The sequence below is a fragment of the Streptomyces sp. NBC_00690 genome (genome assembly GCF_036226685.1).
Taxonomy (GTDB): Bacteria; Actinomycetota; Actinomycetes; order Streptomycetales; family Streptomycetaceae; genus Streptomyces.
The window spans coordinates 2,792,006-2,811,561 of the sequence record NZ_CP109009.1; the positions used below are offsets into that span (position 1 = coordinate 2,792,006).

Consider the following 19,556-nt stretch of genomic DNA (forward strand, 5'->3'; position numbering starts at 1 on the left):
CCCCGACCCGTCGCCTTCCTACCTTCCTCCCGTCACACCCAACGGGAGAAGGAGGGGACGGGCCGATGCGCCGCTACAAGAGGACCCTGCTGGCCGTCGCGCTCGCGACCAGCGTCATCACCGGGACGGCCGGATGGGCGTCGGGAAGTGCGCAGCGCGCGGTCACCGGGCCGCCGCCCGGCACCGACGCCTGGGTCGAAGACCGCTCCATCGGACGGGCGTTGCCGCACCCGGCGACCGCATCGGCGCGGCAGGTGGCCGGCTTCTTCCGTACGTTGAGCCCTCCGCAGCAGGGGGAGCTCGTGCGACGGCATCCGCTCGTCGTGGGGAACCTGGACGGCGTACCCGTCGCGCTGCGCTACCGGGCGAACTCACTGGCGGTGCGCGGCACCTCCTTCGAGCGGCTGGCTGCTCCCGGGCGGCAGATCCTGGCCTTCGATCCCCGGGGGCGGGGGCAGGTCGCCGAGGTGTACGGGGACCTGGAGCGGGCCCGTACCGTGTCCGTGGTCGTGCCCGGGGCGGACATCGACGCCGGGACCTTCGATCGGACCGGCGACCCCTACGGCACTCCGACGGGCATGGCCAAGTCGTTGCGCACCGCGGCGGGGAACGGGACCGCCGTCATCGCCTGGGCGGGGTACACGACACCCGTCGGTGTCGGTCCCGACGCCGCCACGGGGAAGCTCGCCGAAGCAGGGGCCGTGCGGCTGACCCGCTTCGGGCAGGGACTCAAGGCGCTGGCGCTACCGGCTCCTGTGCTGTTCTGCCACAGCTACGGCTCGGTCGTCTGTGGACTCGGCGCCCGGGACGAGGGCCTGAACGCCTCCGGCATCGTCGTCTTCGGCTCCCCCGGTGTGCGCGCCGACTCGGCACGGGAGTTGAAGACCCCGGTGTGGGCGGCCAAGAGCGCCGACGACTGGATCTCCAAGGTGCCCCCTGTGCACTTCCTGGGGCTCGGCCACGGAAACGACCCCACCGACCCGGACTTCGGCGCCCGTCCCGTACCGGCCCGCCAGGCCCACGGGCACAGCGGCTACTTCGTCCCCGGCACCGACTCGCTCCACGCGTTCGCCGCCATCGCCAGGACGGGAGGCACACGATGACGTTCGCCGCGACGGTCGCGAAGATCGAAGCCCGCACCCCCGCACACCGCGACCGCGCCGTCGACGGGCTGCGGGCGCTCGCCCTGCTGGCCGTCCCCCTCGGCCACTGGCTCCTGGGCGGTCTCGCTCTCGGCGACGACGGCGCACTCCGCAACGCCAGTCCGCTCGCCTCCTTCGGCGTCTTCGCACCGATCAGTTGGGTGCTCCAGATGCTGGGAATCTTCTTCCTGGTCGGTGGCTACGCCTCCGTGCTGTCCTTCCGTCGGCACACCGGGACCACCGGTCAGTGGCTGCGCCAGCGCACGGCCCGCCTCGGTCGGCCCGTGCTCGGTGTCACGGCGGTGTGGGCCGTGCTGCTCCCGGTGTTGTACGCGGTCGGGGTGCCCCTCACCACCCTGCGCACCGGCTCCACCCTGGTCGTCCAACCCCTGTGGTTCGTCGGCGTGTATCTGGTGATCACCGCGCTGACGCCCTACTGCATCCGGGCCGCCCGCAGACTCGGCGCCTGGGCCGCTGCCCCGCTGCTGCTGAGCGTGACCGTCGTGGACCTGCTGCGGTACGGACCGTACGCGGATGCCGTGCCCTCCTGGCTGAGCATGCTCAACATCCTGCCCGGCTGGCTGTTCGCCTATCAGCTCGGAGTGAGCTGGGGCGAGGGCCGCATCACCCGGCGGCACGCCCGTGGGCTGCTCATCGGCGGCGCCGCACTGTTCGCCCTGCTGCTCGCCGTCTTCCACTACCCGGCGTCGATGGTCGGTGTTCCGGGCGAGGCCCGCACCAACTCCCACCCGCCGTCGCTGCTGGTCCTGGCACTGGCCATGGTCCAGAGCGGCGCCGCGATCCTGTTGCGGGGACGACTGGCGAAGTTGCTGGCGCGGCCCGCGCTCTGGGCCCCCGTCGTGGTCATCAACCTGTCCGCGATGACGATCCTGTGCTGGCACCAGACGGCGATGCTGGCGGCGGCCGTGCCCGTGTCGTTCGCGGGGGCGGTGCCCGGGCTGACCACAGCCCCGGACACCCTCGGCTGGGTGCTGGCCCGGATCGCCTTCCTCCCACTGTTCGCCGGGCTGCTCATACTGATCGGACGGTACGCACGGGGCTTTGAATCGCCGTGGCGGACGGGAAGCGCATCGGCGGGGGTCCGTCGGGCGGCGGCGGGCGTGCTCGCCGCCGGATTCGCCGTCTTCGCGCTGGGGCTCGCCTGAGAGTTGTTACGGAAGGGTGGGCAGTGCCGTCAGGACCGTTCCCGTGCCACCGCGGTCCACGTCATATCCGGGTAGCGGTCCCCGGCGACCTGGCCCGCGATCGGCTCCAACTGCGCCAATTCCGCTTCGGTGAGCGTCAGCCGGGTCGCTGCCGTGTTCTCGCGCACGCGACCGGGGCTGCGGGTGCCCGGGATCGGCACCACCGACAGTCCGTGGACCGTGGCGCGCTGCTGGACCCAGGCCAGGGCGATCTGCGCGGGTGTCGCCCCGTGTGCAGCGGCGATCTTCCGCACGGGCTCCAGCAGCAAGGCGTTGAGTCGCGCGTTGTCACCGGTGAACCGCGGCTGGTGGGAACGGTAGTCGCCGGCCGCCAGGTCCCGGGCCGCGTCCGTGAAGGACCCGGTCAAGAAGCCGCGGCCCAACGGTGAGTACGGGACGAAGGCGATGCCCAACTCGACCGCCGCGGGCACGGCGCTGTGCTCCACATCGCGGCTGAACAGGGACCACTCGGACTGGAGCGCGGTGATCGGGTGCACCGCGTGTGCCTCGCGCAGTTCGGCGCCGGTGACCTCGCTCAGACCGAGGTGTCGAACCTTGCCCGCGGTGACCAGTTCGCCCATGGCGCCCACCGACTCGGCCAGCGGAACCGCCGGATCGCGGCGGTGCATGTAGTAGAGGTCGATCACGTCGACGCCGAGCCGCGACAGGCTGGCGTCGATGGACTGCCGGACGTACGCGGGGTCGTTGCGCACACCGCGGTCCTCCGGATTGTCGGTGCGGACGATCGCGAACTTGCTGGCGATCGTGATCCGGTCGCGGTTCGCCCGGAAGAAGGGCGCGAGGAACCGTTCGTTGGCACCGCGGCCGTAGGCGTCGGCGGTGTCGAAGAGGGTGACGCCCTCGTCGAGGGCGGCGTCCAGGGTCTCGCGGGCGACGGACTCGTCGGTGGTCCCGTAGAACTCGCTGATGCCCATGCAGCCCAGGCCCTGCACACCGACCGAAGGCCCGTGGGTGCCGAGTCGGGTCGATGCGATCCTGCTGGTGTCCATCAGATTCAATCCGTTTCGGTTTCAGTGGAAGCGATCAAGCGATCAAGCGAAAGGTCGATCGGAGTCGGCCGAAGGTCGGTCGAAGGGGCGGTAAACAGGCCGGTGAAATGGGACGGTGGAACGGGGCGTTCGACCGTCAGGTCTCGAAGGTGGACGGGACACGACCGGGCCGCCCCCAGTGGTCAGTCGGCCGCCTGCTGGCGGTCCGCGTAGAACTCGATCTTGTAGTCCAGCACCGCGAGGGTGCCCTGGAGCTCCGCGATCCGGGTGAGGACATCACGGCGGGTGCGCGCCAGCAGTTCACGGCGCTCTGCCAAAGTTGAGTCCCCCACCCGGGTCAGTTCGGCGTAGCGGACCATGTCGGCGACCGACATTCCGGTCAGCCGCAACTTTCCGACCAGGGACAACCACTCCAGATCGCGGTTCCTGAACCGGCGCTGCCCGGTGTGCGAGCGATCCACGTGGGGCATCAGCCCGATCCGCTCGTACCAGCGCAGGGTGTGTGCGCTCAGTCCGGTGAAGTCCGCGACCTCGCTGATCGTGTAGAGGTCCCGGCCGTCGGGGCGGGGAAGCGCTTCGGCGGGGGCAAAGCACATGCGCTCCCTGGTGGTGCTGCTCTCGGTCAGCGTCATGTCCTCCACGCTAGGACCTTGGAGTGCACTCCAAGCAAGCGGAATCCGGTGGAGTTCGCTCTGCGGACCGTTCTAGGTTCATGGCCATGAGTCGCATTCGCCGTGCCACACCCGCCGACGCCGAGGAACTCATCCGACTGCGCAAAGTCATGCTCGACTCCTACGGCAGTCCTGACCCCGATGGGAGATGGATACCGGTCGCGATCACCGATCTGCGCAGCCGGCTCGCGCCCGTGGACGCTGACCTGGCCGCGTTCGTCGCGGAGCGTGCGGAGAGCGGCGCACTGGCCGCCTGTGCGGTGGGCTCCGTGGAGCGCCGGCTCGGTAGTCCGGGCAACCCCGGAGGTAGGAACGGTCATCTCTTCAGCGTCGCCACCGACCCCGACATGCGCCGTCGGGGACTGTCCCGCGGCTGTGTGGAAGCCCTGCTGGACTGGTTCCGGGAGCGGGGCCTGACCCGGGTCGAGCTTCGGGCGTCGCCGGAGGCCGAACCGCTCTATGCCTCCCTCGGGTTCGTCCGGACCCCCGATCCGGCCATGAGACTGACCCTTTAGGCTCGTGGTCATGCAGAGCCTGGCAATGATCGACGACTGGCCCGTTCCGACCGCGGCGGCGGCCGTCGTACGCGCGGACGGCACCGTGACCGGTGCGCACGGTCCGGTCGACCGACGCTTCCCGCTCGCCTCCGTCACCAAGCCGCTCGCCGCGTACGCGGTCCTCGTGGCCGTCGAGGAGGGTGCGCTCGAACTGGACGAGCCGGCCGGACCCGAGGGGTCCACGGTGCGCCATCTCCTCGCCCACACCTCGGGGCTGGCGTTCGACGAGCACAAGGTCAGCGCCGAGCCGGGGACGCGTCGGATCTACTCCAACGCCGGTTTCGAGGTGCTGGCCGACCACGTGGCCAAGGCCACCGACATCCCCTTCGCCGAGTATCTGCACCAGGCCGTCCTGGAGCCGCTGGGCATGACGGGGACCTCGCTGGAGGGTTCCGCGGCAAAGGACGCCGTCTCCACGGTGAACGACCTGGTCCGCTTCGCGGCCGAGGTGCAGTCGCCACGGCTCCTAGACGCGCGTACGGTCCTGGCGGCGATGACGGTCGTGCACCCCGGGCTCGACGGACTGCTGCCCGGGTACGGCCGGCAGCGGCCGAACGACTGGGGTCTCGGCTTCGAGATCAAGGACGGCAAGTCGCCGCACTGGACCGGCGCCTCCTCCTCGCCCCACACCTTCGGGCACTTCGGCCAGTCGGGGACGTTCCTGTGGATCGACCCCGAGGTGGGGGCGGCCTGTGTGGCCCTGACCGACCGGGCCTTCGGGGCGTGGGCGGTGGAGGCATGGCCACCGTTCACGGACGCCGTGCTCGCCGAGCTGCGTTCGGCTGCCGGCTGAGCCCCCACCGAGCGGCTCAGCCGGTGAACTCCCAGATCAGCACCTCGGTCGGTCCGGCGGTCGGGATCAGCTCCAGCCCTCGGCCGTCCGTGATCCGCGCCGCGTCCCCCGGTCCCAGGTCGTCTTCGCCCAGCCGGAGTTCACCGCGGACGACATGGACGTGGACCGCCGCCGCCGTGGGAAGCGCGGTCCGCTCCCCCACCGCCGGGCGGCGGATGTGGAGCAGCGCACCCGATGCGGGAAGTTCATAGGGCTCGGCGTCCCCGATCGCGCGCACCACCTCGTACGAGGGCTCACCCCCGTGGGAGCGCGGCGCCAGCCACATCTGGACGAACACCAGGGGCGTGTCGCCGTCGTTGCGCTCCTCGTGCCGGACCCCGCTCGCCGCACTCAGCCGCTGGACGTCCCCGGGCCGTACGACGGTGGTGTGGCCCGCCGAGTCGCGGTGGGTCAACTCGCCCTCCACGACCCAGGTGACGATCTCGGTATGGCTGTGGGGGTGTTCGTCGAAGCCGGCCCCCGGCTCCAGACGCTCCTCGTTGCAGGCGATGAGCTCACCGAAGCGAAGATTGTCCGGGTCGTAGTGGGAACCGAACGAGAAGGCGTGGCGGGTGGTGATGCCCCGTGCGGGCTCGCCACCGCTGTAGCGCTCATCCGAACGCCGTACATCGATCACGGGCCCACCGTAGCCTCCGCCATGGGCCCGGCCGTGTCCCGTTCACCGTCCACGAACCCCGGCACTTAGCTACGGCGTCCCGATAAGGCACTCTTGTCCCCGTGCCCGAACCTGCATCGAACGCCGCCCACCCGCATTCCGCGACCCTGCGCCGCCTGGAGCAGTCATCCGGCCGGCTCGCCGCGAACGCCATCGCACGCATGGACGAGTCGCTGCCCTGGTACCGGGCGATGCCACCGGAGAACCGCTCATGGATCGGCCTGGTCGCCCAGGCCGGCATCGCGGCGTTCACCGAGTGGTTCCGGCGCCCCGACACGCCCCAGGCCATTTCGACCGATGTCTTCGGCACCGCCCCGCGCGAGCTGACCAGGGCGATCACCCTGCGTCAGACCGTGGAGATGGTGCGTACGACGATCGAGGTGATGGAGTCGGCGATCGAAGAGGTCGCCGCACCGGGTGACGAGTCGGTGCTCCGGGAAGCCCTCCTCGTGTACGCACGTGAGATCGCCTTCGCAACCGCACAGGTGTACGCGCAGGCCGCCGAGGCCCGTGGCGCCTGGGACGCCCGACTGGAGTCCCTGGTGGTGAACGCCGTCCTGTCGGGAGAGGCCGACGAGGGCGCGGTGTCCCGGGCCGCCGCGCTGGGATGGAACTCGCCCGAGCACGTCTCGGTCATCCTTGGCACCGCTCCGGACGGGGACAGCGAACTGACCGTCGAGGCCATTCGGCGCGCCGCCCGGCACGCCAAGCTCCAGGTGCTGACCGGAGTGCTCGGGGACCGTCTCGTGGTGATCGCGGGCGGTAGCGACAATCCGATCCAGGTCGCCAAAGCGCTGATCGGCCCCTATGCCGCAGGACCGGTGGTCGCGGGGCCCGTGGTGCCCGACCTGCTGGCGGCCACGAAGTCGGCCCAGGCGGCAGCGGCCGGGCTCAAGGCGTGTTTGGCCTGGCAGGACGCTCCGCGGCCGGTTCTGGCCGACGACCTCCTGCCGGAACGCGCCATTGCGTCCGATCCCGCCGCGCGTGAGCAGTTGGTGGAGGAGATCTACAGACCACTGGAAGAGGCCGGTTCCGCGCTGCTGGAAACGCTCAGTGTCTATCTCGAACAGGCGAGCAGCCTGGAGGGCGCGGCACGAATGCTGTTCGTTCACCCCAACACCGTGCGCTACCGGCTCCGACGTGTGACTGATGTCACCGGCTGGTCACCCTCCGATGTTCGCTCCGCGTTCACTCTGCGAATCGCTCTCATCCTCGGACGCTTGGCTGACGCTGATCCACAGTCCTAGACTTTTGTCAGACACCAACAATTCCCCTGACGGTTCTTCGTCCCTGTCCCCACGGGCGTCCAGGGGCGTACACAAGAGAGAGTGTGAGAGTGCTCGTACTCGTCGCTCCCGGCCAAGGCGCTCAGTCGCCCGGTTTCCTGACCCCATGGCTCGACCTCCCTGGGCTCTCCAGCCGTGTCGGGGAATGGTCGGAGGCCATCGAACTGGATCTCGTCCACTACGGCACCAAGGCCGACGCGGACGAGATCCGGGACACCGCCGTGGCCCAGCCCCTGCTGGTCGCCGCGGGACTGCTGTCCGCTGCCGCGCTGGGCACGGACGCCAAGCCTGACGCCGTCGCGGGCCACAGCGTCGGCGAGATCACCGCCTCCGTGTACGCACGGGTCATCGACGAGCTCGACGCGCTGCGCTTCGTCCGGGCGCGCGGCCGGGCGATGGCCGAGGCCGCCGCGGTGACCGAGACCGGGATGGCCGCCCTGCTCGGCGGCGAACCGGAGCAGGTCGTGGCCCATCTCGAAGGGCTCGGGCTGACGGCGGCCAATGTGAACGGCGCCGGCCAGATCGTCGCCGCGGGTACCACGGAGCAGCTGACCGCTCTGGCCGAGAACAAGCCGGAGAACGTCCGGCGGGTCGTCGCGCTGAAGGTCGCCGGAGCCTTCCACACCGAGCACATGGCCCCCGCGGTCGTGGCCCTTGAGGACGCGGCCAGGAAGCTGACCGTGGGCGATCCCGCCCTGCCCTATGTCTCCAACAAGGACGGCGCGCTCGTCGCCACGGGGAACGAGGTCATCGCCCGACTGGTCGGGCAGGTGGCCAACCCGGTGCGCTGGGACCGGTGCATGGAGACCTTCAAGGCCCTGGGTGTGACCGCGATCGTGGAGGTCTCCCCCGGGGGCACCCTGACCGGTATCGCCAAGCGGGCCCTGCCGGGCGTGGCCACCCTCGCCCTGAAGACCCCGGACGACCTCGACGCGGCTCGGGCGCTGTTCGCCGAGCACGCGGGGACCGACGCCGCCGCCGACCGTTCGGGCGCCTGACCGCGCCCTGCCGAGTCTGACAAGGAGAGCCGTAGAGATGGCGAAGATCAAGCCCAGCAAGGGCTCCCCGTACGCGCGGATCATGGGCGTCGGCGGCTACCGGCCCACCCGGGTGGTGCCCAACGAGGTCATCCTGGAGACGATCGACTCGTCCGACGAGTGGATCCGCTCCCGCTCCGGCATCGCCACGCGTCACTGGGCCTCTCCGGAAGAGACCGTGACGGCGATGTCCGTGGAGGCGGCGGGGAAGGCCATCGCCGATGCGGGGCTCACTCCCAAGGACATCGACGGCGTGGTCGTGGCGACCGTTTCGCACTTCAAGCAGACCCCTGCGGTCGCCACCGAGATCGCGGACAAGCTGGGCACGGGCAAGCCGGCCGCGTTCGACATCTCGGCCGGATGCGCCGGCTTCGGCTACGGCCTCACGCTCGCCAAGGGCATGGTGACCGACGGCTCGGCCAGCCATGTCCTGGTCATCGGCGTGGAGCGGCTGAGCGACCTCACCGATCTGGAGGACCGCGCGACGGCCTTCCTCTTCGGTGACGGCGCCGGCGCGGTGATCGTGGGGCCCGCGAAGGAACCCATGATCGGTCCGACCGTCTGGGGCTCCGAGGGCGACAAGTCCGGCACCATCACCCAGACCGTGCCGTGGACCGACTACCGCGACGGCACGGTGGAGCGCTTCCCCGCGATCATGCAGGAGGGCCAGGCGGTCTTCCGCTGGGCCGTGTTCGAGATGGCGAAGGTCGCCCAGCAGGCGCTGGACGCGGCCGGAATCAGCGCGAGCGACCTGGACGTCTTCATTCCGCACCAGGCCAACATGCGGATCATCGACTCGATGGTGAAGACCTTGAAACTGCCGGATCACGTCACGGTCGCCCGTGACGTGGAGACCACCGGCAACACCTCGGCCGCCTCGATCCCGCTCGCGATGGAGCGGCTCTTGGCGACCGGGCAGGCCAAGAGCGGCGACACAGCTCTCGTCATCGGCTTCGGGGCGGGTCTCGTCTACGCAGCCACGGTCGTTACCCTCCCCTAGGCAACCGGACCATCCGGACGCCACACCGCTAGATATAGAAACCGAAGGAGCGCCACATGGCCGCCACGCAGGAAGAGATCGTTTCCGGTCTCGCGGAGATCGTCAACGAGATCGCCGGCATCCCGGTCGAGGACGTCCAGCTGGACAAGTCCTTCACCGACGACCTGGATGTCGACTCGCTGTCCATGGTCGAGGTCGTCGTCGCCGCCGAAGAGCGCTTCGACGTCAAGATCCCGGACGACGACGTCAAGAACCTGAAGACCGTCGGTGACGCCGCGGACTACATCGCGAAGCACCAGGTCGCCAAGTAACCGGTTCGGCCCCGGGCTCGGGCCATCGGTCCTGAGCCCCAAGGCGCGCTTGTCGCCACCTGATGGTGGCGTCGCATCACATTCAGCACCCCTTACACGTGGAGAATGAATTCCGATGAACTCGACCAATCGCACCGTGGTCGTCACCGGTATCGGCGCAACCACACCGTTGGGTGGCGACAGCGCATCGACCTGGGAGGGTCTGCTCGCCGGCCGCTCCGGAGCGAAGCTCCTCGACGACGAGCGTTTTGCCGAACTCCCGGTCAAGATCGCCGCGCTTGCGGCGGTCGACCCGCTGGACGTACTGCCGCGTCCGCTGGCCCGCAAGCTGGACCGCTCGGCGCAGTTCGCGCTGATCGCGGCCCGGGAGGCATGGGCTGACGCCGGCTTCACCGCACCGGCCGGCGAGGACGAGCAGGTCGAGCCGACCCGGCTCGGTGCCGTGGTCGCGTCGGGCATCGGCGGTGTGACGACGCTGCTGGACCAGTACGACGTGCTCAAGGAGAAGGGCCCGCGACGGGTCTCCCCGCACACCGTGCCCATGCTCATGCCGAACGGTCCGTCGGCCAATGTCGGCCTGGAGGTGAACGCCCAGGCGGGCGTGCACTCCCTGGTCTCCGCGTGCGCCTCCGGCGCGGAGGCGATCGGCTACGCCTTTGAGATGATCCGCAACGGCCGGGCCGATGTGGTCATCACGGGCGGTACCGAGGCGGCGATCCACCCCCTTCCGGTGGCCGCGTTCGCCAACATGATGGCGATGTCCAAGAACAACGAGGAGCCGGAGAAGGCTTCCCGCCCGTACGACAAGGGCCGCGACGGCTTCGTGCTGGGCGAGGGCGCCGGTGTGATCGTGCTGGAGTCCGCCGAGCACGCCGCCAGGCGCGGGGCCCGCGTCTACTGCGAGGTGCTGGGGCAGGGTCTGTCCGCGGACAGCCACCACATCGCCCAGCCCGAGCCGGAGGGTCGCGGCATCGCGGCGGCCATGCGCAATCTGCTGGAGTCCTCCGACCTCAAGCCGGAGGAGATCGTCCACCTGAACGCCCACGCCACCTCGACGCCGTTGGGTGACGTGGCGGAGGTCAAGGCCCTGCGCCTGGTCCTCGGTGACGACCTCGACCACGTGGCCGTCTCGGCGACGAAGTCGATGACCGGTCACCTCCTGGGCGGTGCGGGCGGTATCGAGACGGTGGCGACAGTGCTGGCGCTGTACCACCGGATCGCCCCGCCCACGATCAACGTGGACGAGTTGGACGAGCAGGTCGAGGCCGACATCGTGCGCGGCGAGCCGCGTGCGCTGCCGGAGGGCACCATCGCCGCCATCAACAACTCGTTCGGCTTCGGCGGCCACAACGTGGTGCTGGCGTTCCGGACGGTCTGACCGCACCCATATCGCCCTTCTGCCGGGCCGCGTGGCCCGCGGCCCCGGCAGGCTGGTCTTCTCGGCTTCGGCCCCGTACTCCCGGCCCGTACTCCCGTCCATCGGGGGTGCGGGCCTTGTGCGTGGGCCGTGTGCACGGACCGGGGCCACCCGACGTTCAAACACATCGACGCCATTGGGCCACTCGGGCGATGTGGGGGCGCACGCCGGGCCGGACCGCGCCGGCGCACCGAAACGCAGTCGGGTGGCGACCGGCTCGCACCGGGACCGCATCGATGGCATCGATGGCATCGACTGAGCGCCGCGCTCCAACGCCCCCGACCCCGGCGACCTCGACCCCGACGACCCCGACCGCTCAGGCATAAGGGCGGGTCAGCCGTGGGACGGCGGTTGCTCGTTCACGAAGGCGCGCGTGGGCTCACGGTTGGCGTCCAACCGGGAGGCACACCGGGGCGCACACTCTTGGCGAGGTGGCGCAGAGGGGCTCAGACGACCTGGTGGAGCCAGCGGACCGGCGCGCCCTCACCGGCGTAGCGGAAGGGCTCCAACTCGTCGTCCCACGGCTTGCCGAGCAGCTTCTCGATCTCCGCTGCAAGGTCGGTCTCGCCCTGTGACGAGCGGACCATGGCAGCTCGCAGCCGGTCCTCCGGAATGAGGATGTCGCCGTGCATTCCCGTCACCGCATGGAAGATTCCCAGGTCAGGGGTGGCGCTATAGCGCTCGCCCTCGGCCGTGGCGCAGGGTTCCGACGTCACCTCGAAACGCAGCAGGTGCCAGCCCCGCAGGGCCGATGCGAGCTTGGACGCCGTCCCCACCTCACCCTTCCAGGAGAACTCGGCTCTCCAGGTACCCGGCGAAGCCGGCTGACGGATCCAGTCAAGCTGAACCCTCAGACCGAGCACGCCAGCCACCGCCCATTCGACGTGCGGGCAGAGCGCGCGTGGTGCGGAGTGGACATACAAAACGCCGCGTGTCGTCACCGGGACCTCCAGTGTGGGACGAGGATCGCCTTCCCAACGGCCTCAGTAAACAGCATCACGAGTGAATCTCCGCAAAAGGGACAGTATGTGACGTGACGCAATTTACCGGAACCGCCGGAGCCGATGGGCACGATGCCTCTGGATCGACGGGGAAAAGCTACCGTGCGCAGGTGACTGCGAGGTGCCGTAATCTCGCTCCAAGGACCGTACGCACCAAGCTTTCACTCGGCAGGACCTCGGGGGCAGCCAGTCGATACGGAGGGGAACGGGATGCGCGGACAGCGCACACCGCAGAACACCATGCAGCCACCACGGAAACGACCGATCCATCAGTCACGAGGCATCCGGACGACCGCGGCCCTGACCACAGCCGCGCTCCTCACAGCGGGTGCGCTCACCGGATGTGACTCCCCGTCGGATACGCAGACCAAGGGCGCCCCCGCCAAGAAACGCATCATCGCCACTCCTGTCTGGGATCGCAGCCCCGACTCCATCGCCGCCGTGGGTGACTCCATCACCCGCGCCTTCGACGCGTGCGTCGTGCTCTCCGACTGCCCCGAAGCGTCCTGGGCAACCGGCACGGACGAGAAGGTGCGCAGCCTGGCCACCCGGCTGATCGGTGAACCCGCGACCGTCGCCCAGCGGGCGTGGAACTACGCCCGAACGGGCGCCGAGGCGGCGGACCTCCCGGCCCAGATGACCAAGGCTGCCGCACAGAAGCCGGAACTGGTGACGGTGATGGTGGGTGCGAACGACGCGTGCGCCGATTCGGTGACGCTGATGACCCCGGTGGAGGACTTCCGGGCGTCCTTCAGCGAGGCGTTGCGGGAGTTGCGGCGCACCGCGCCCAAGGCGCACGTCTACGTCTCCAGCGTCCCGGACCTCAAGCGGCTCTGGTCCACCGGCAAGGAGAACGCGTTGGGCCGGCAGATCTGGAAGCTGGGCATCTGCGCCACCATGCTCGGCGATGCGGAGGACGTGAGCGCCAAGGCACACCAGCGCCGGGCGTTGGTGCAGGAGCGGGTCGTCGCGTACAACGCGGTGCTGAAGGACGTCTGCGGAAAGGACCTGCGCTGTCGGTACGACGGCGGGGCGGTGTTCGAGTACCGCTTCGACGGCGACCTGTTGAGCCGGTGGGACTGGTTCCATCCGAGCAAGGTCGGGCAGAGCCGGCTGGCGGAGATCGCCTACCGGAACGTCACGGCGGCCGAGCCGCCTGTCTAGTCAGCCGCGTTGCCTGCGGCACGATCCACAGCCGCACACGGCCTGCACGGGGGTGTCGGCCGGTGCCCCCGGAGTGATCCCGTACCCGAGTGTGCGGCAATCCCAGCACGCTGGGATTGCCGCACCGCTCCCCCTCGACGGGCAGGCGCGGGACGTGGCCCGTGTTCTCACTGAGGCTGGCGGGATTTCTCCCCATGCGGACCGTCCACGCCCCTGTTGGCCGAAATGATCTCTCTAGCCATGGCCGCGAGCCCAAGGTGATACTTCCGCCACCCCCCAACGGAAGGATTACCCGTGTCCCCGATACGCGCCCGCGCGACGGTGGTCGGCACCGCTCTGGCCGCCGCGCTCACCCTCTCCGTACCGCTGCCCGCCACGGCTTCGCCCGCCCCTGCCCCCACGGCGGGCGCCACCGTCGAGGAAGCGCGGCTCGCCCATGCGGTGCCGCAGGAGATCCTGCGGCGCAGTGGGTTCGACGGCGAGGCGACCGATCTCGGCAAGGCGCTCGATCGTGCTCGGAGCTTTGGGCAGGCGCGGAAGGCGGTGCAGGAGCACGGCTCCGACCTCTGGGAGCGGGCGGTCTACCGGGCACAGGGCAAGGGTCCCGCGGTGGGCGATCTCAGCAGGGACGACGATCGGCCGTTGTACTGGGCGCGCCTGTCGCTGACGCTGGAGCTGCGCCAGTGGCAGCCCTCCTTCCGGCTGACGGACAGCCAGCGCGCCCGGCTCCTGGACCGGCTGGAGCGTTCGTCGCGGGGTCAGGACTCGATCGACCTGCCGTCGGGCAAGCGGATCAAGCGCGTGGTGATGACCGGCTTCGACCCCTTCACGCTCGATCGCGACATCCGAATCAGCAACCCCTCGGGGGCGAGCGCACTGGCCCTGGACGGAACGCTGATCCAGACGGCGGCCGGCCCGGCCCGGATCGAGACGGCGATCTTCCCGGTGCGCTGGCAGGACTTCGCTGACGGCTCGGTGGAGCGCACGCTCCGCGCGCAGTTGCCGAAGGCGGACCTCTTCACGACGGTGAGCCAGGGGCGGGTGGGCCGGTTCGACATCGAGCGGACCAACGGCGCCTGGCGGGGCGGTTTCCCGGACAACCTCAATGTCTCGCGGACCGAGACGGTGCCCGTGGCCGACCCGTCGTCGCAACCGCAGTGGACTTCGACGACCCTGCCCCACGCCCGGATCGTGGCGAGCCCCACCGGCCGCTTCCCGGTGTACGACAACCGGGCGGTGACGGAGATTCCCGCCGGCTCCACCACGGCGGTCGTCGCACCGAACGGCCCCACGCCCGGTTCCACGGCCCGGGCCGGCGGTGGCGGTGACTACCTGTCCAATGAGATCGCCTACCGGGCGACCCTGCTGCGCGACCGGCTGGGGCTGACGAACGCGGGAGGTCATGTGCACACCCCGGTCCTCCAGTTCGGCCCGGGCAACAGCGCCGAGGTCACGGACCCGGTCTTCGTGCAGAACCGGTTGGACATCATCGCCCAGGTGCGGGCGATCATCCAGGTCGCGGCCCAGCCGTAGGCCGGGGACCGGTTGACCGCAGCGGGGCGGTGCCGGCGCTCGCGCCGAAGGTGGCGCCGGCCCGCTGCGTTGGGGCCTCGCGGCGAGGGGCAGCGGCGCCCGCACCGCTAAGGGAAGCGATGATGACCTCATGAAATTGGCATCGGCGCAGTTCACCCCCGTACCCGGTGATGTTGCGGGCAATCTGGAGACCATCCGTGGGCTGATCGTCCAGGCGGCCGGGGAGGGCGCCCGGCTCGTCGTCCTGCCCGAACTGGCGGTGACGGGATATGCGCTGGAGCTGATCGCCCGGGATCCCGGCAGTTGGCTTACCGAGGACGATCCACGGCTGGAGGCGATCCGGGAGGCGTGCCGGGCGACGTCGACCGCCGTGGTGGTGAACGCCGTGGTCCGTACGGCCGGTGAGCTGCCGGGCATCACCTCGCTGGTGATCGGGCCGGACGGCGCCCTGCTGGCCCGCTACGACAAGCGTCATCTCCACGGCGAGGAACATGAACTGTTCGCACCGGGCGTTGCGGACGGGCGGTTCACCCTCGATGGGGTCCGCTTCGCGATGGCGGTCTGCTACGACAACCGGTTCCCGGAGATCGCGGAGCGGGCCGGGGCGGACGGCTGTCGGGTGTACGTGGCGAGTTCGGTGCTGGAGGAGGGCAACGACTCATTCGAGACCGTCTATCCGGTGCGCGCCCGCACGAACGGGCTGTTCGTGGTGCTCGCCAACCAGACGGGACCGAGCGACATCGGTGACTGCCCGGGACTCAGCTCCATCTGGGGGCCGGACGGCACCCTGCTGGCGACGGCGGGGCGGTCCGTGCGGTCCCTGGCGATCGCCGAAGCGGCCGTCGAAGGGGCCACCAGCGGCTAGCCGCCCCTGGGGAAGGGCTCAGAACACCCTTCCCCACCCGGTCCTCGCAGCGGCTTGTAGAGCACGGTGTACGAGGGCCCGGAGGTCGAGCGGACGCGGCGGGCCTTCGCTCCGCACATGCGTTCCGGTCGCTGTCCTGGCTCAGCGTCCGATGTGACGGGACATCCAGTACGGGGACGTTCAGTACGTCATATCGGACCCATGGCCGGGAGGCTGCGGCCAGGTGCCGGCGAGGCTGTCCGGTGCTCCATCAGTGGACTCGCCCACACCATCCACGCCGCCCACACCATCCTCGGCGCCCTCCAGTCTGCGTACCATCAGCGTCGCTCCGGCGACCGCTCCGGGCATCAGGAAGACGGCCACGAAGGGCACGATGAACGCCAGCGCCAGAGGGAGGCCGAACCCGATGGTCATCATCCGGTGGCCGCGCAGCAGTTGGAGGCGTTCCTTGAGCTCGACGCCCCTGCGCTGGAGCGCGACCGCCGTGAGCTCCTCGGCGAGGAAGTAGCCCGTCACACAGAAACCGATGACGGGGACGACGGTCTGTCCGACGACCGGGATGAAGCCCAGGGCGAAGAGGATCACGCCGTAGCAGGCGACCCGCGCCAGGATCCGCAGCGAGTCACGGGCGGAGATCCACAGTTCGCGCCAGAGCGGCAGACCGGACTCCGGCACCTCGCCACCCTCGGTCCGGTCGACCTCTTCGGAGAGCGATTCGTAGAACGGCTGACCGACCAGCAGGGTGACCGCGGTGAAGGTGATCACCGACAGGAAGAGCCCGAGGACGAAAAGAAGTCCGGTCAGGAATCCACGGAACAGCCCCTGCCAGGGTGACGTCCAGTCATCGGCGAAAGGGGTCGCCCAGCCGACCAGGTCATCGGCTCCGTAGGCGAGCCCGATGAGGGCGCCCACGTACAGCAGAAACGTCAACAAGCCTGGCAGCAGACCGAGTCCGAACCAGCGGCCGTGGGTACCGACCCACCGCTGGCCCTTCATCAAGTAGCTGAAACCCACCCCGAAATCGCGCATGGGTGCACCCTATCCGGGCTGCTCATACGGCCGGTCCGAGGAGACCCCGCGTACTGAGATACCAGAACAAAGTGGATTACAAGTCTTGATTGTTGCGGCCTACAACCGATAGACCGACGCCTAACGATCGATGTGACACGTGTCGCGCCGATCGACCCTCTACCCCGGAGGCATCCACGCATGGGCATTTCCAGACCCGTCCTGGTCGCCACGGCAGCGCTGGCCACTGCAGTCCTGCTCGCGCCCGTTTCCGCCACCGCCGCTCCCACGGCACCGAAGCCGTCTGACGACCGACATCCGCTTCGGGACCGCGGAGGAAGCGATTCCACGCTCTCCCCGCTCGCGACGTTCGGCAAGTCCCGGGTTTCCCCGGAGGCGCTGGGGCAAAAGCACCCCTCGTTCCACAAGGAAAACGCCTATCCCCGACGCACCGCCCTGAAGGCACCGGCCACCAACCCGGCGGACAAGTCCATCAAGCTCGGGTTGATCCCCTACCACTCGATCGCGCCGAAGCTGAACGACCTGCAAAGGCTCAGCAACCGGATCAGCGTGGAGTTGGCGGGCAAGTCGGCCGCCGGTCACGACCTGTACCTCGTGACGGTCACCGAGCCGGAGAGCTCCCGCGAGGTCCGTGACCAGGAGCGGATGCGCGAGCAGATAGAGAACTCCCCGGCGTCCGCGGCCCGGGACCGGAAGATCAAGTCCTCGTACAAGACCCCGATCTTCATCAACAACAACATCCACGGCAACGAGTGGGAGGGCACGGACGCGGCCCTCAAGCTGATCGAGGAACTCGCCAAGGCCAAGGACTCCAAGACGGCCGGCCTGCTGGCGAAGAACCGCATCTACCTCAATGTGACCGCCAACCCCGACGGTCGCATAGCGGGCACGCGCCCCAACTCCAACGGCTTCGACCTCAACCGTGACTTCATCACGGCGTCCCAGCCCGAGACGCGCGCCATCCGGCAGATCGCGATCGACAAGCAGCCCGCGGTCATGCTCGACCTGCACGGCTACGTCAACGGCACGCTGATCGAGCCGACGACCCCGCCGCACGGTGAGAACTACGAGTACGACCTGTTCCTGAAGAACTCCTACGCCAACGCCCTCGGCATGGAGAAGGCCGTCAACGGCCTCGGGTACACCGCGGAGAAGGACGGCGTGCTGCCCGCCGAGATCCCGTTCCGGGACCAGGCGGAGGGCTGGGACGACTGGCCTCCCATCTTCACCCCGCAGTACATGCCGTTCCAGGGCGCGGTCGCCTCGCACACCATCGAGTTCCCGATGCGGGTCAACAACGCCTCGTACGAGTCGCTGCCGGTGGAGGAGTTGCGTCGGCGCTCCGCCATCAACACCGACATCGCCGGTGCCGTGATGCGGTCGACCCTGGACTACACCCAGGCCAACCGCTCCTCGGTGATCGCCGACCAGATCGAGACCTTCCGACGCGGCGCGGCCGGTGAGGCACAGCGTCCGATCTCCTCGGAGACCGTGCCGGGCGTGCCCGGGATCGGTCCGGAGGACGTCTACACGACCACCTTCCCGCGGGCGTACGTCATTCCGACCGGGCGGGACCAGCGCAGCTCAGTGGCCGCGGGCCGTCTGGTGGACCATCTGATCGCCAACGACATCCGGGTCGAGCGGGCGTTGCTGCCGTTCAAGCTGGCGGGCAAGGTGCACCCGGCGGGTTCGTACGTCGTGGACATGCGTCAGCCCAAGCGTGGCATCGCCAATGTGATCCTCGCCGAGGGCCGCGACATCAGCCCCGATGTGTCGGCGATGTACGACATCTCGGGCTGGAGCCTCGGACTGCTGTGGGGCGCGACCGTCCACAAGGCCACGAGCGGTGACCTCCGGGTGATCAGCCGTTCCGTGAACTCGGCGGGTCCGACCGGCTACGTCGCCCCGTTCGGCGACCTGAAGCTGCGTCTGGACGACCCGAAGGAGCTGGCCGCGGTCAACGCGCTGCTGGCCCAGGGCGTCTCGGTCCGGCGTACGGCCGACGGTGCGGCGATCGTGCCGGCGTCGGCGCGCAAGGCCGCCTACACCCAGGCATCGCGTCTCGGAGTGTCCTTCAATGCGACGTGGGACCGTGGGGTCGCGCCGCTGAAGCGGACCAAGGTGGCCGCTTCGGTGACCGCGGGCGAACTGTTCGCCCTGCGGGAGATGGGCTTCGACGTGGTCCCGGTCTCGACGGCGATCCTCAACGCCGGCTACGACTGGAAGGGCACGGACGCGCTGATCGTCTCGACCGGTCTGAGCTTTGCGACCCTGAACCCCGCCGCGCGTGAGGCGTTCGCGGCAAGCGGTGTCTCGGTCGTGGGCCGGGGTGCCGGCGGTGCGAACTTCAACGCGGGCGCCGGGCTGATCCCGGTGACCGCGGTGGCGGGCAACGGCGACGCCAACGGCGTGGTGAAGGTGTCCAACGCGGGCGGCGCGATCACCGGTGGCGCTCCGGAGCACACCTTCGTCTACTCGCCGCTGTGGTTCACCGGCCTCGGCTCGGGCGTCCGGGCCGACCAGACGTACGGCACGGGCAACCCGCTGGTGTCGGGCCACTGGCGGACCACCAGCAGCGGCACGGGCGGACCGACCGACGCGGCGGGCAAGGCGTCGATCGTCAGCGGTACCTCGGCGGCTGGTGCGCCGGTGGTGCTGTTCGGTACGGAGCCGATGTTCCGCGACCACCCCAAGGGTGTGTTCGCACAGGTCGGACGGGCGCTGCTGACCCGCTGACCCAGTGCGTGAGGGCCGCACCCCCGATGTTCGGGGGTGCGGCCTTCGGCATGTGGTCGTGCTGCGGGGCTTCGAGGCCCCGCA

The 19,556-nt window shown here is 69.6% G+C and carries 18 protein-coding genes; 13 read left to right on the forward strand and 5 right to left on the reverse strand.

Annotated features, from left to right (window positions below; all coding sequences use genetic code 11):
* Nucleotides 1-65: 65 nt before the first annotated feature.
* Together OID54_RS12350 and OID54_RS12355 are read left to right on the forward strand one after the other, a co-directional pair.
* Nucleotides 66-1,103, forward strand: a complete 1,038-nt coding sequence (locus tag OID54_RS12350; protein ID WP_329018224.1) for an alpha/beta hydrolase — start codon at nt 66-68, stop codon at nt 1,101-1,103.
* Complete coding sequence (locus OID54_RS12355) at nt 1,100-2,308, forward strand: acyltransferase family protein (protein ID WP_329018227.1); 1,209 nt, start codon at nt 1,100-1,102, stop codon at nt 2,306-2,308. Before OID54_RS12350 ends, OID54_RS12355 begins: the two co-directional genes overlap by 4 nt.
* Nucleotides 2,309-2,337: 29 nt before the next feature.
* Here the strand turns inward: OID54_RS12355 and OID54_RS12360 are convergent, their stop codons facing one another.
* Together OID54_RS12360 and OID54_RS12365 are read right to left on the reverse strand one after the other, a co-directional pair.
* Nucleotides 2,338-3,357 (reverse strand): aldo/keto reductase, encoded by a 1,020-nt coding sequence (locus tag OID54_RS12360; RefSeq protein ID WP_329018228.1) that lies wholly within the window; start codon nt 3,355-3,357, stop codon nt 2,338-2,340.
* 182 nt (nt 3,358-3,539) lie between these two features.
* Nucleotides 3,540-3,989, reverse strand: coding sequence for a MerR family transcriptional regulator (locus OID54_RS12365; protein ID WP_329018231.1), 450 nt, complete (start codon nt 3,987-3,989; stop codon nt 3,540-3,542).
* Between the two features lie 86 nt (nt 3,990-4,075).
* On the opposite strand from OID54_RS12365, the gene OID54_RS12370 reads away from it, so the two are divergent.
* Nucleotides 4,076-4,543 carry a GNAT family N-acetyltransferase gene (locus OID54_RS12370; RefSeq protein ID WP_329018236.1) on the forward strand — a complete coding sequence of 156 codons (468 nt, stop codon included), beginning with the start codon at nt 4,076-4,078 and terminating at the stop codon, nt 4,541-4,543.
* A gap of 10 nt (nt 4,544-4,553) precedes the next feature.
* Nucleotides 4,554-5,378, forward strand: coding sequence for a serine hydrolase domain-containing protein (locus OID54_RS12375; RefSeq protein ID WP_329018239.1), 825 nt, complete (start codon nt 4,554-4,556; stop codon nt 5,376-5,378).
* 16 nt (nt 5,379-5,394) lie between these two features.
* On the opposite strand, the gene OID54_RS12380 is transcribed toward OID54_RS12375, so the two are convergent.
* Nucleotides 5,395-6,054, reverse strand: coding sequence for a pirin family protein (locus tag OID54_RS12380; protein ID WP_329018244.1), 660 nt, complete (start codon nt 6,052-6,054; stop codon nt 5,395-5,397).
* A 101-nt stretch (nt 6,055-6,155) separates the two neighbouring features.
* Between OID54_RS12380 and OID54_RS12385 the strand changes: the two genes are divergently transcribed.
* The 5 genes from OID54_RS12385 (at nt 6,156) to fabF (ending at nt 11,105) form a co-directional block, all read left to right on the forward strand.
* A complete protein-coding gene (locus tag OID54_RS12385) occupies nt 6,156-7,340 on the forward strand; it encodes a PucR family transcriptional regulator (protein ID WP_329018247.1) in 1,185 nt (394 codons plus the stop codon).
* Nucleotides 7,341-7,429: 89 nt separating this feature from the next.
* A complete protein-coding gene (locus tag OID54_RS12390; protein WP_329018250.1) occupies nt 7,430-8,377 on the forward strand; it encodes an ACP S-malonyltransferase in 948 nt (315 codons plus the stop codon).
* 37 nt (nt 8,378-8,414) lie between these two features.
* Nucleotides 8,415-9,416, forward strand: a complete 1,002-nt coding sequence (locus OID54_RS12395; protein ID WP_329018253.1) for a ketoacyl-ACP synthase III — start codon at nt 8,415-8,417, stop codon at nt 9,414-9,416.
* A 56-nt stretch (nt 9,417-9,472) separates the two neighbouring features.
* On the forward strand, nt 9,473-9,727 hold the full coding sequence (locus tag OID54_RS12400) for an acyl carrier protein (protein ID WP_250918979.1): 255 nt from the start codon (nt 9,473-9,475) through the stop codon (nt 9,725-9,727).
* 115 nt (nt 9,728-9,842) lie between these two features.
* The gene (fabF, locus tag OID54_RS12405) at nt 9,843-11,105 is read left to right on the forward strand and encodes a beta-ketoacyl-ACP synthase II (RefSeq protein WP_329018256.1); all 1,263 of its coding nucleotides are present in this window, start codon (nt 9,843-9,845) and stop codon (nt 11,103-11,105) included.
* Between the two features lie 485 nt (nt 11,106-11,590).
* Here the strand turns inward: fabF and OID54_RS12410 are convergent, their stop codons facing one another.
* Nucleotides 11,591-12,085: a DUF3145 domain-containing protein gene (locus OID54_RS12410; protein ID WP_329018260.1), complete on the reverse strand. Its 495-nt coding sequence runs from the start codon at nt 12,083-12,085 to the stop codon at nt 11,591-11,593.
* A 270-nt stretch (nt 12,086-12,355) separates the two neighbouring features.
* Between OID54_RS12410 and OID54_RS12415 the strand changes: the two genes are divergently transcribed.
* The 3 genes from OID54_RS12415 (at nt 12,356) to OID54_RS12425 (ending at nt 15,707) form a co-directional block, all read left to right on the forward strand.
* Nucleotides 12,356-13,309, forward strand: a complete 954-nt coding sequence (locus OID54_RS12415) for an SGNH/GDSL hydrolase family protein (RefSeq protein ID WP_443055569.1) — start codon at nt 12,356-12,358, stop codon at nt 13,307-13,309.
* 294 nt (nt 13,310-13,603) lie between these two features.
* Entirely contained in the window at nt 13,604-14,842 is a 1,239-nt protein-coding gene (locus OID54_RS12420; RefSeq protein ID WP_329018263.1) for a pyroglutamyl peptidase, read from the forward strand.
* A 130-nt stretch (nt 14,843-14,972) separates the two neighbouring features.
* Nucleotides 14,973-15,707 carry a carbon-nitrogen hydrolase family protein gene (locus tag OID54_RS12425; RefSeq protein WP_329018266.1) on the forward strand — a complete coding sequence of 245 codons (735 nt, stop codon included), beginning with the start codon at nt 14,973-14,975 and terminating at the stop codon, nt 15,705-15,707.
* Nucleotides 15,708-15,887: 180 nt separating this feature from the next.
* Here OID54_RS12425 and OID54_RS12430 read toward each other — a convergent pair whose 3' ends face one another.
* Nucleotides 15,888-16,736, reverse strand: coding sequence for an EI24 domain-containing protein (locus OID54_RS12430; RefSeq protein ID WP_329018269.1), 849 nt, complete (start codon nt 16,734-16,736; stop codon nt 15,888-15,890).
* A gap of 180 nt (nt 16,737-16,916) precedes the next feature.
* Here OID54_RS12430 and OID54_RS12435 point away from each other — a divergent pair, with 180 nt between their 5' ends.
* Nucleotides 16,917-19,472, forward strand: coding sequence for a M14 family zinc carboxypeptidase (locus tag OID54_RS12435; RefSeq protein WP_329018272.1), 2,556 nt, complete (start codon nt 16,917-16,919; stop codon nt 19,470-19,472).
* The last annotated feature ends 84 nt before the right edge of the window (nt 19,473-19,556 follow it).

Bases quoted from the DNA above. Each gene is read 5' to 3' on its own strand.
- OID54_RS12400 (WP_250918979.1), top strand. From the start codon at position 9,473: ATGGCCGCCACGCAGGAAGAGATCGTTTCCGGTCTCGCGGAGATCGTC.
- OID54_RS12430 (WP_329018269.1), bottom strand. From the start codon at position 16,736: ATGCGCGATTTCGGGGTGGGTTTCAGCTACTTGATGAAGGGCCAGCGG.
- OID54_RS12370 (WP_329018236.1), top strand. From the start codon at position 4,076: ATGAGTCGCATTCGCCGTGCCACACCCGCCGACGCCGAGGAACTCATC.
- fabF (WP_329018256.1), top strand. From the start codon at position 9,843: ATGAACTCGACCAATCGCACCGTGGTCGTCACCGGTATCGGCGCAACC.
- OID54_RS12375 (WP_329018239.1), top strand. From the start codon at position 4,554: ATGCAGAGCCTGGCAATGATCGACGACTGGCCCGTTCCGACCGCGGCG.
- OID54_RS12350 (WP_329018224.1), top strand. From the start codon at position 66: ATGCGCCGCTACAAGAGGACCCTGCTGGCCGTCGCGCTCGCGACCAGC.
- OID54_RS12355 (WP_329018227.1), top strand. From the start codon at position 1,100: ATGACGTTCGCCGCGACGGTCGCGAAGATCGAAGCCCGCACCCCCGCA.
- OID54_RS12425 (WP_329018266.1), top strand. From the start codon at position 14,973: ATGAAATTGGCATCGGCGCAGTTCACCCCCGTACCCGGTGATGTTGCG.
- OID54_RS12415 (WP_443055569.1), top strand. From the start codon at position 12,356: ATGCGCGGACAGCGCACACCGCAGAACACCATGCAGCCACCACGGAAA.
- OID54_RS12395 (WP_329018253.1), top strand. From the start codon at position 8,415: ATGGCGAAGATCAAGCCCAGCAAGGGCTCCCCGTACGCGCGGATCATG.
- OID54_RS12360 (WP_329018228.1), bottom strand. From the start codon at position 3,357: ATGGACACCAGCAGGATCGCATCGACCCGACTCGGCACCCACGGGCCT.
- OID54_RS12365 (WP_329018231.1), bottom strand. From the start codon at position 3,989: ATGACGCTGACCGAGAGCAGCACCACCAGGGAGCGCATGTGCTTTGCC.
- OID54_RS12435 (WP_329018272.1), top strand. From the start codon at position 16,917: ATGGGCATTTCCAGACCCGTCCTGGTCGCCACGGCAGCGCTGGCCACT.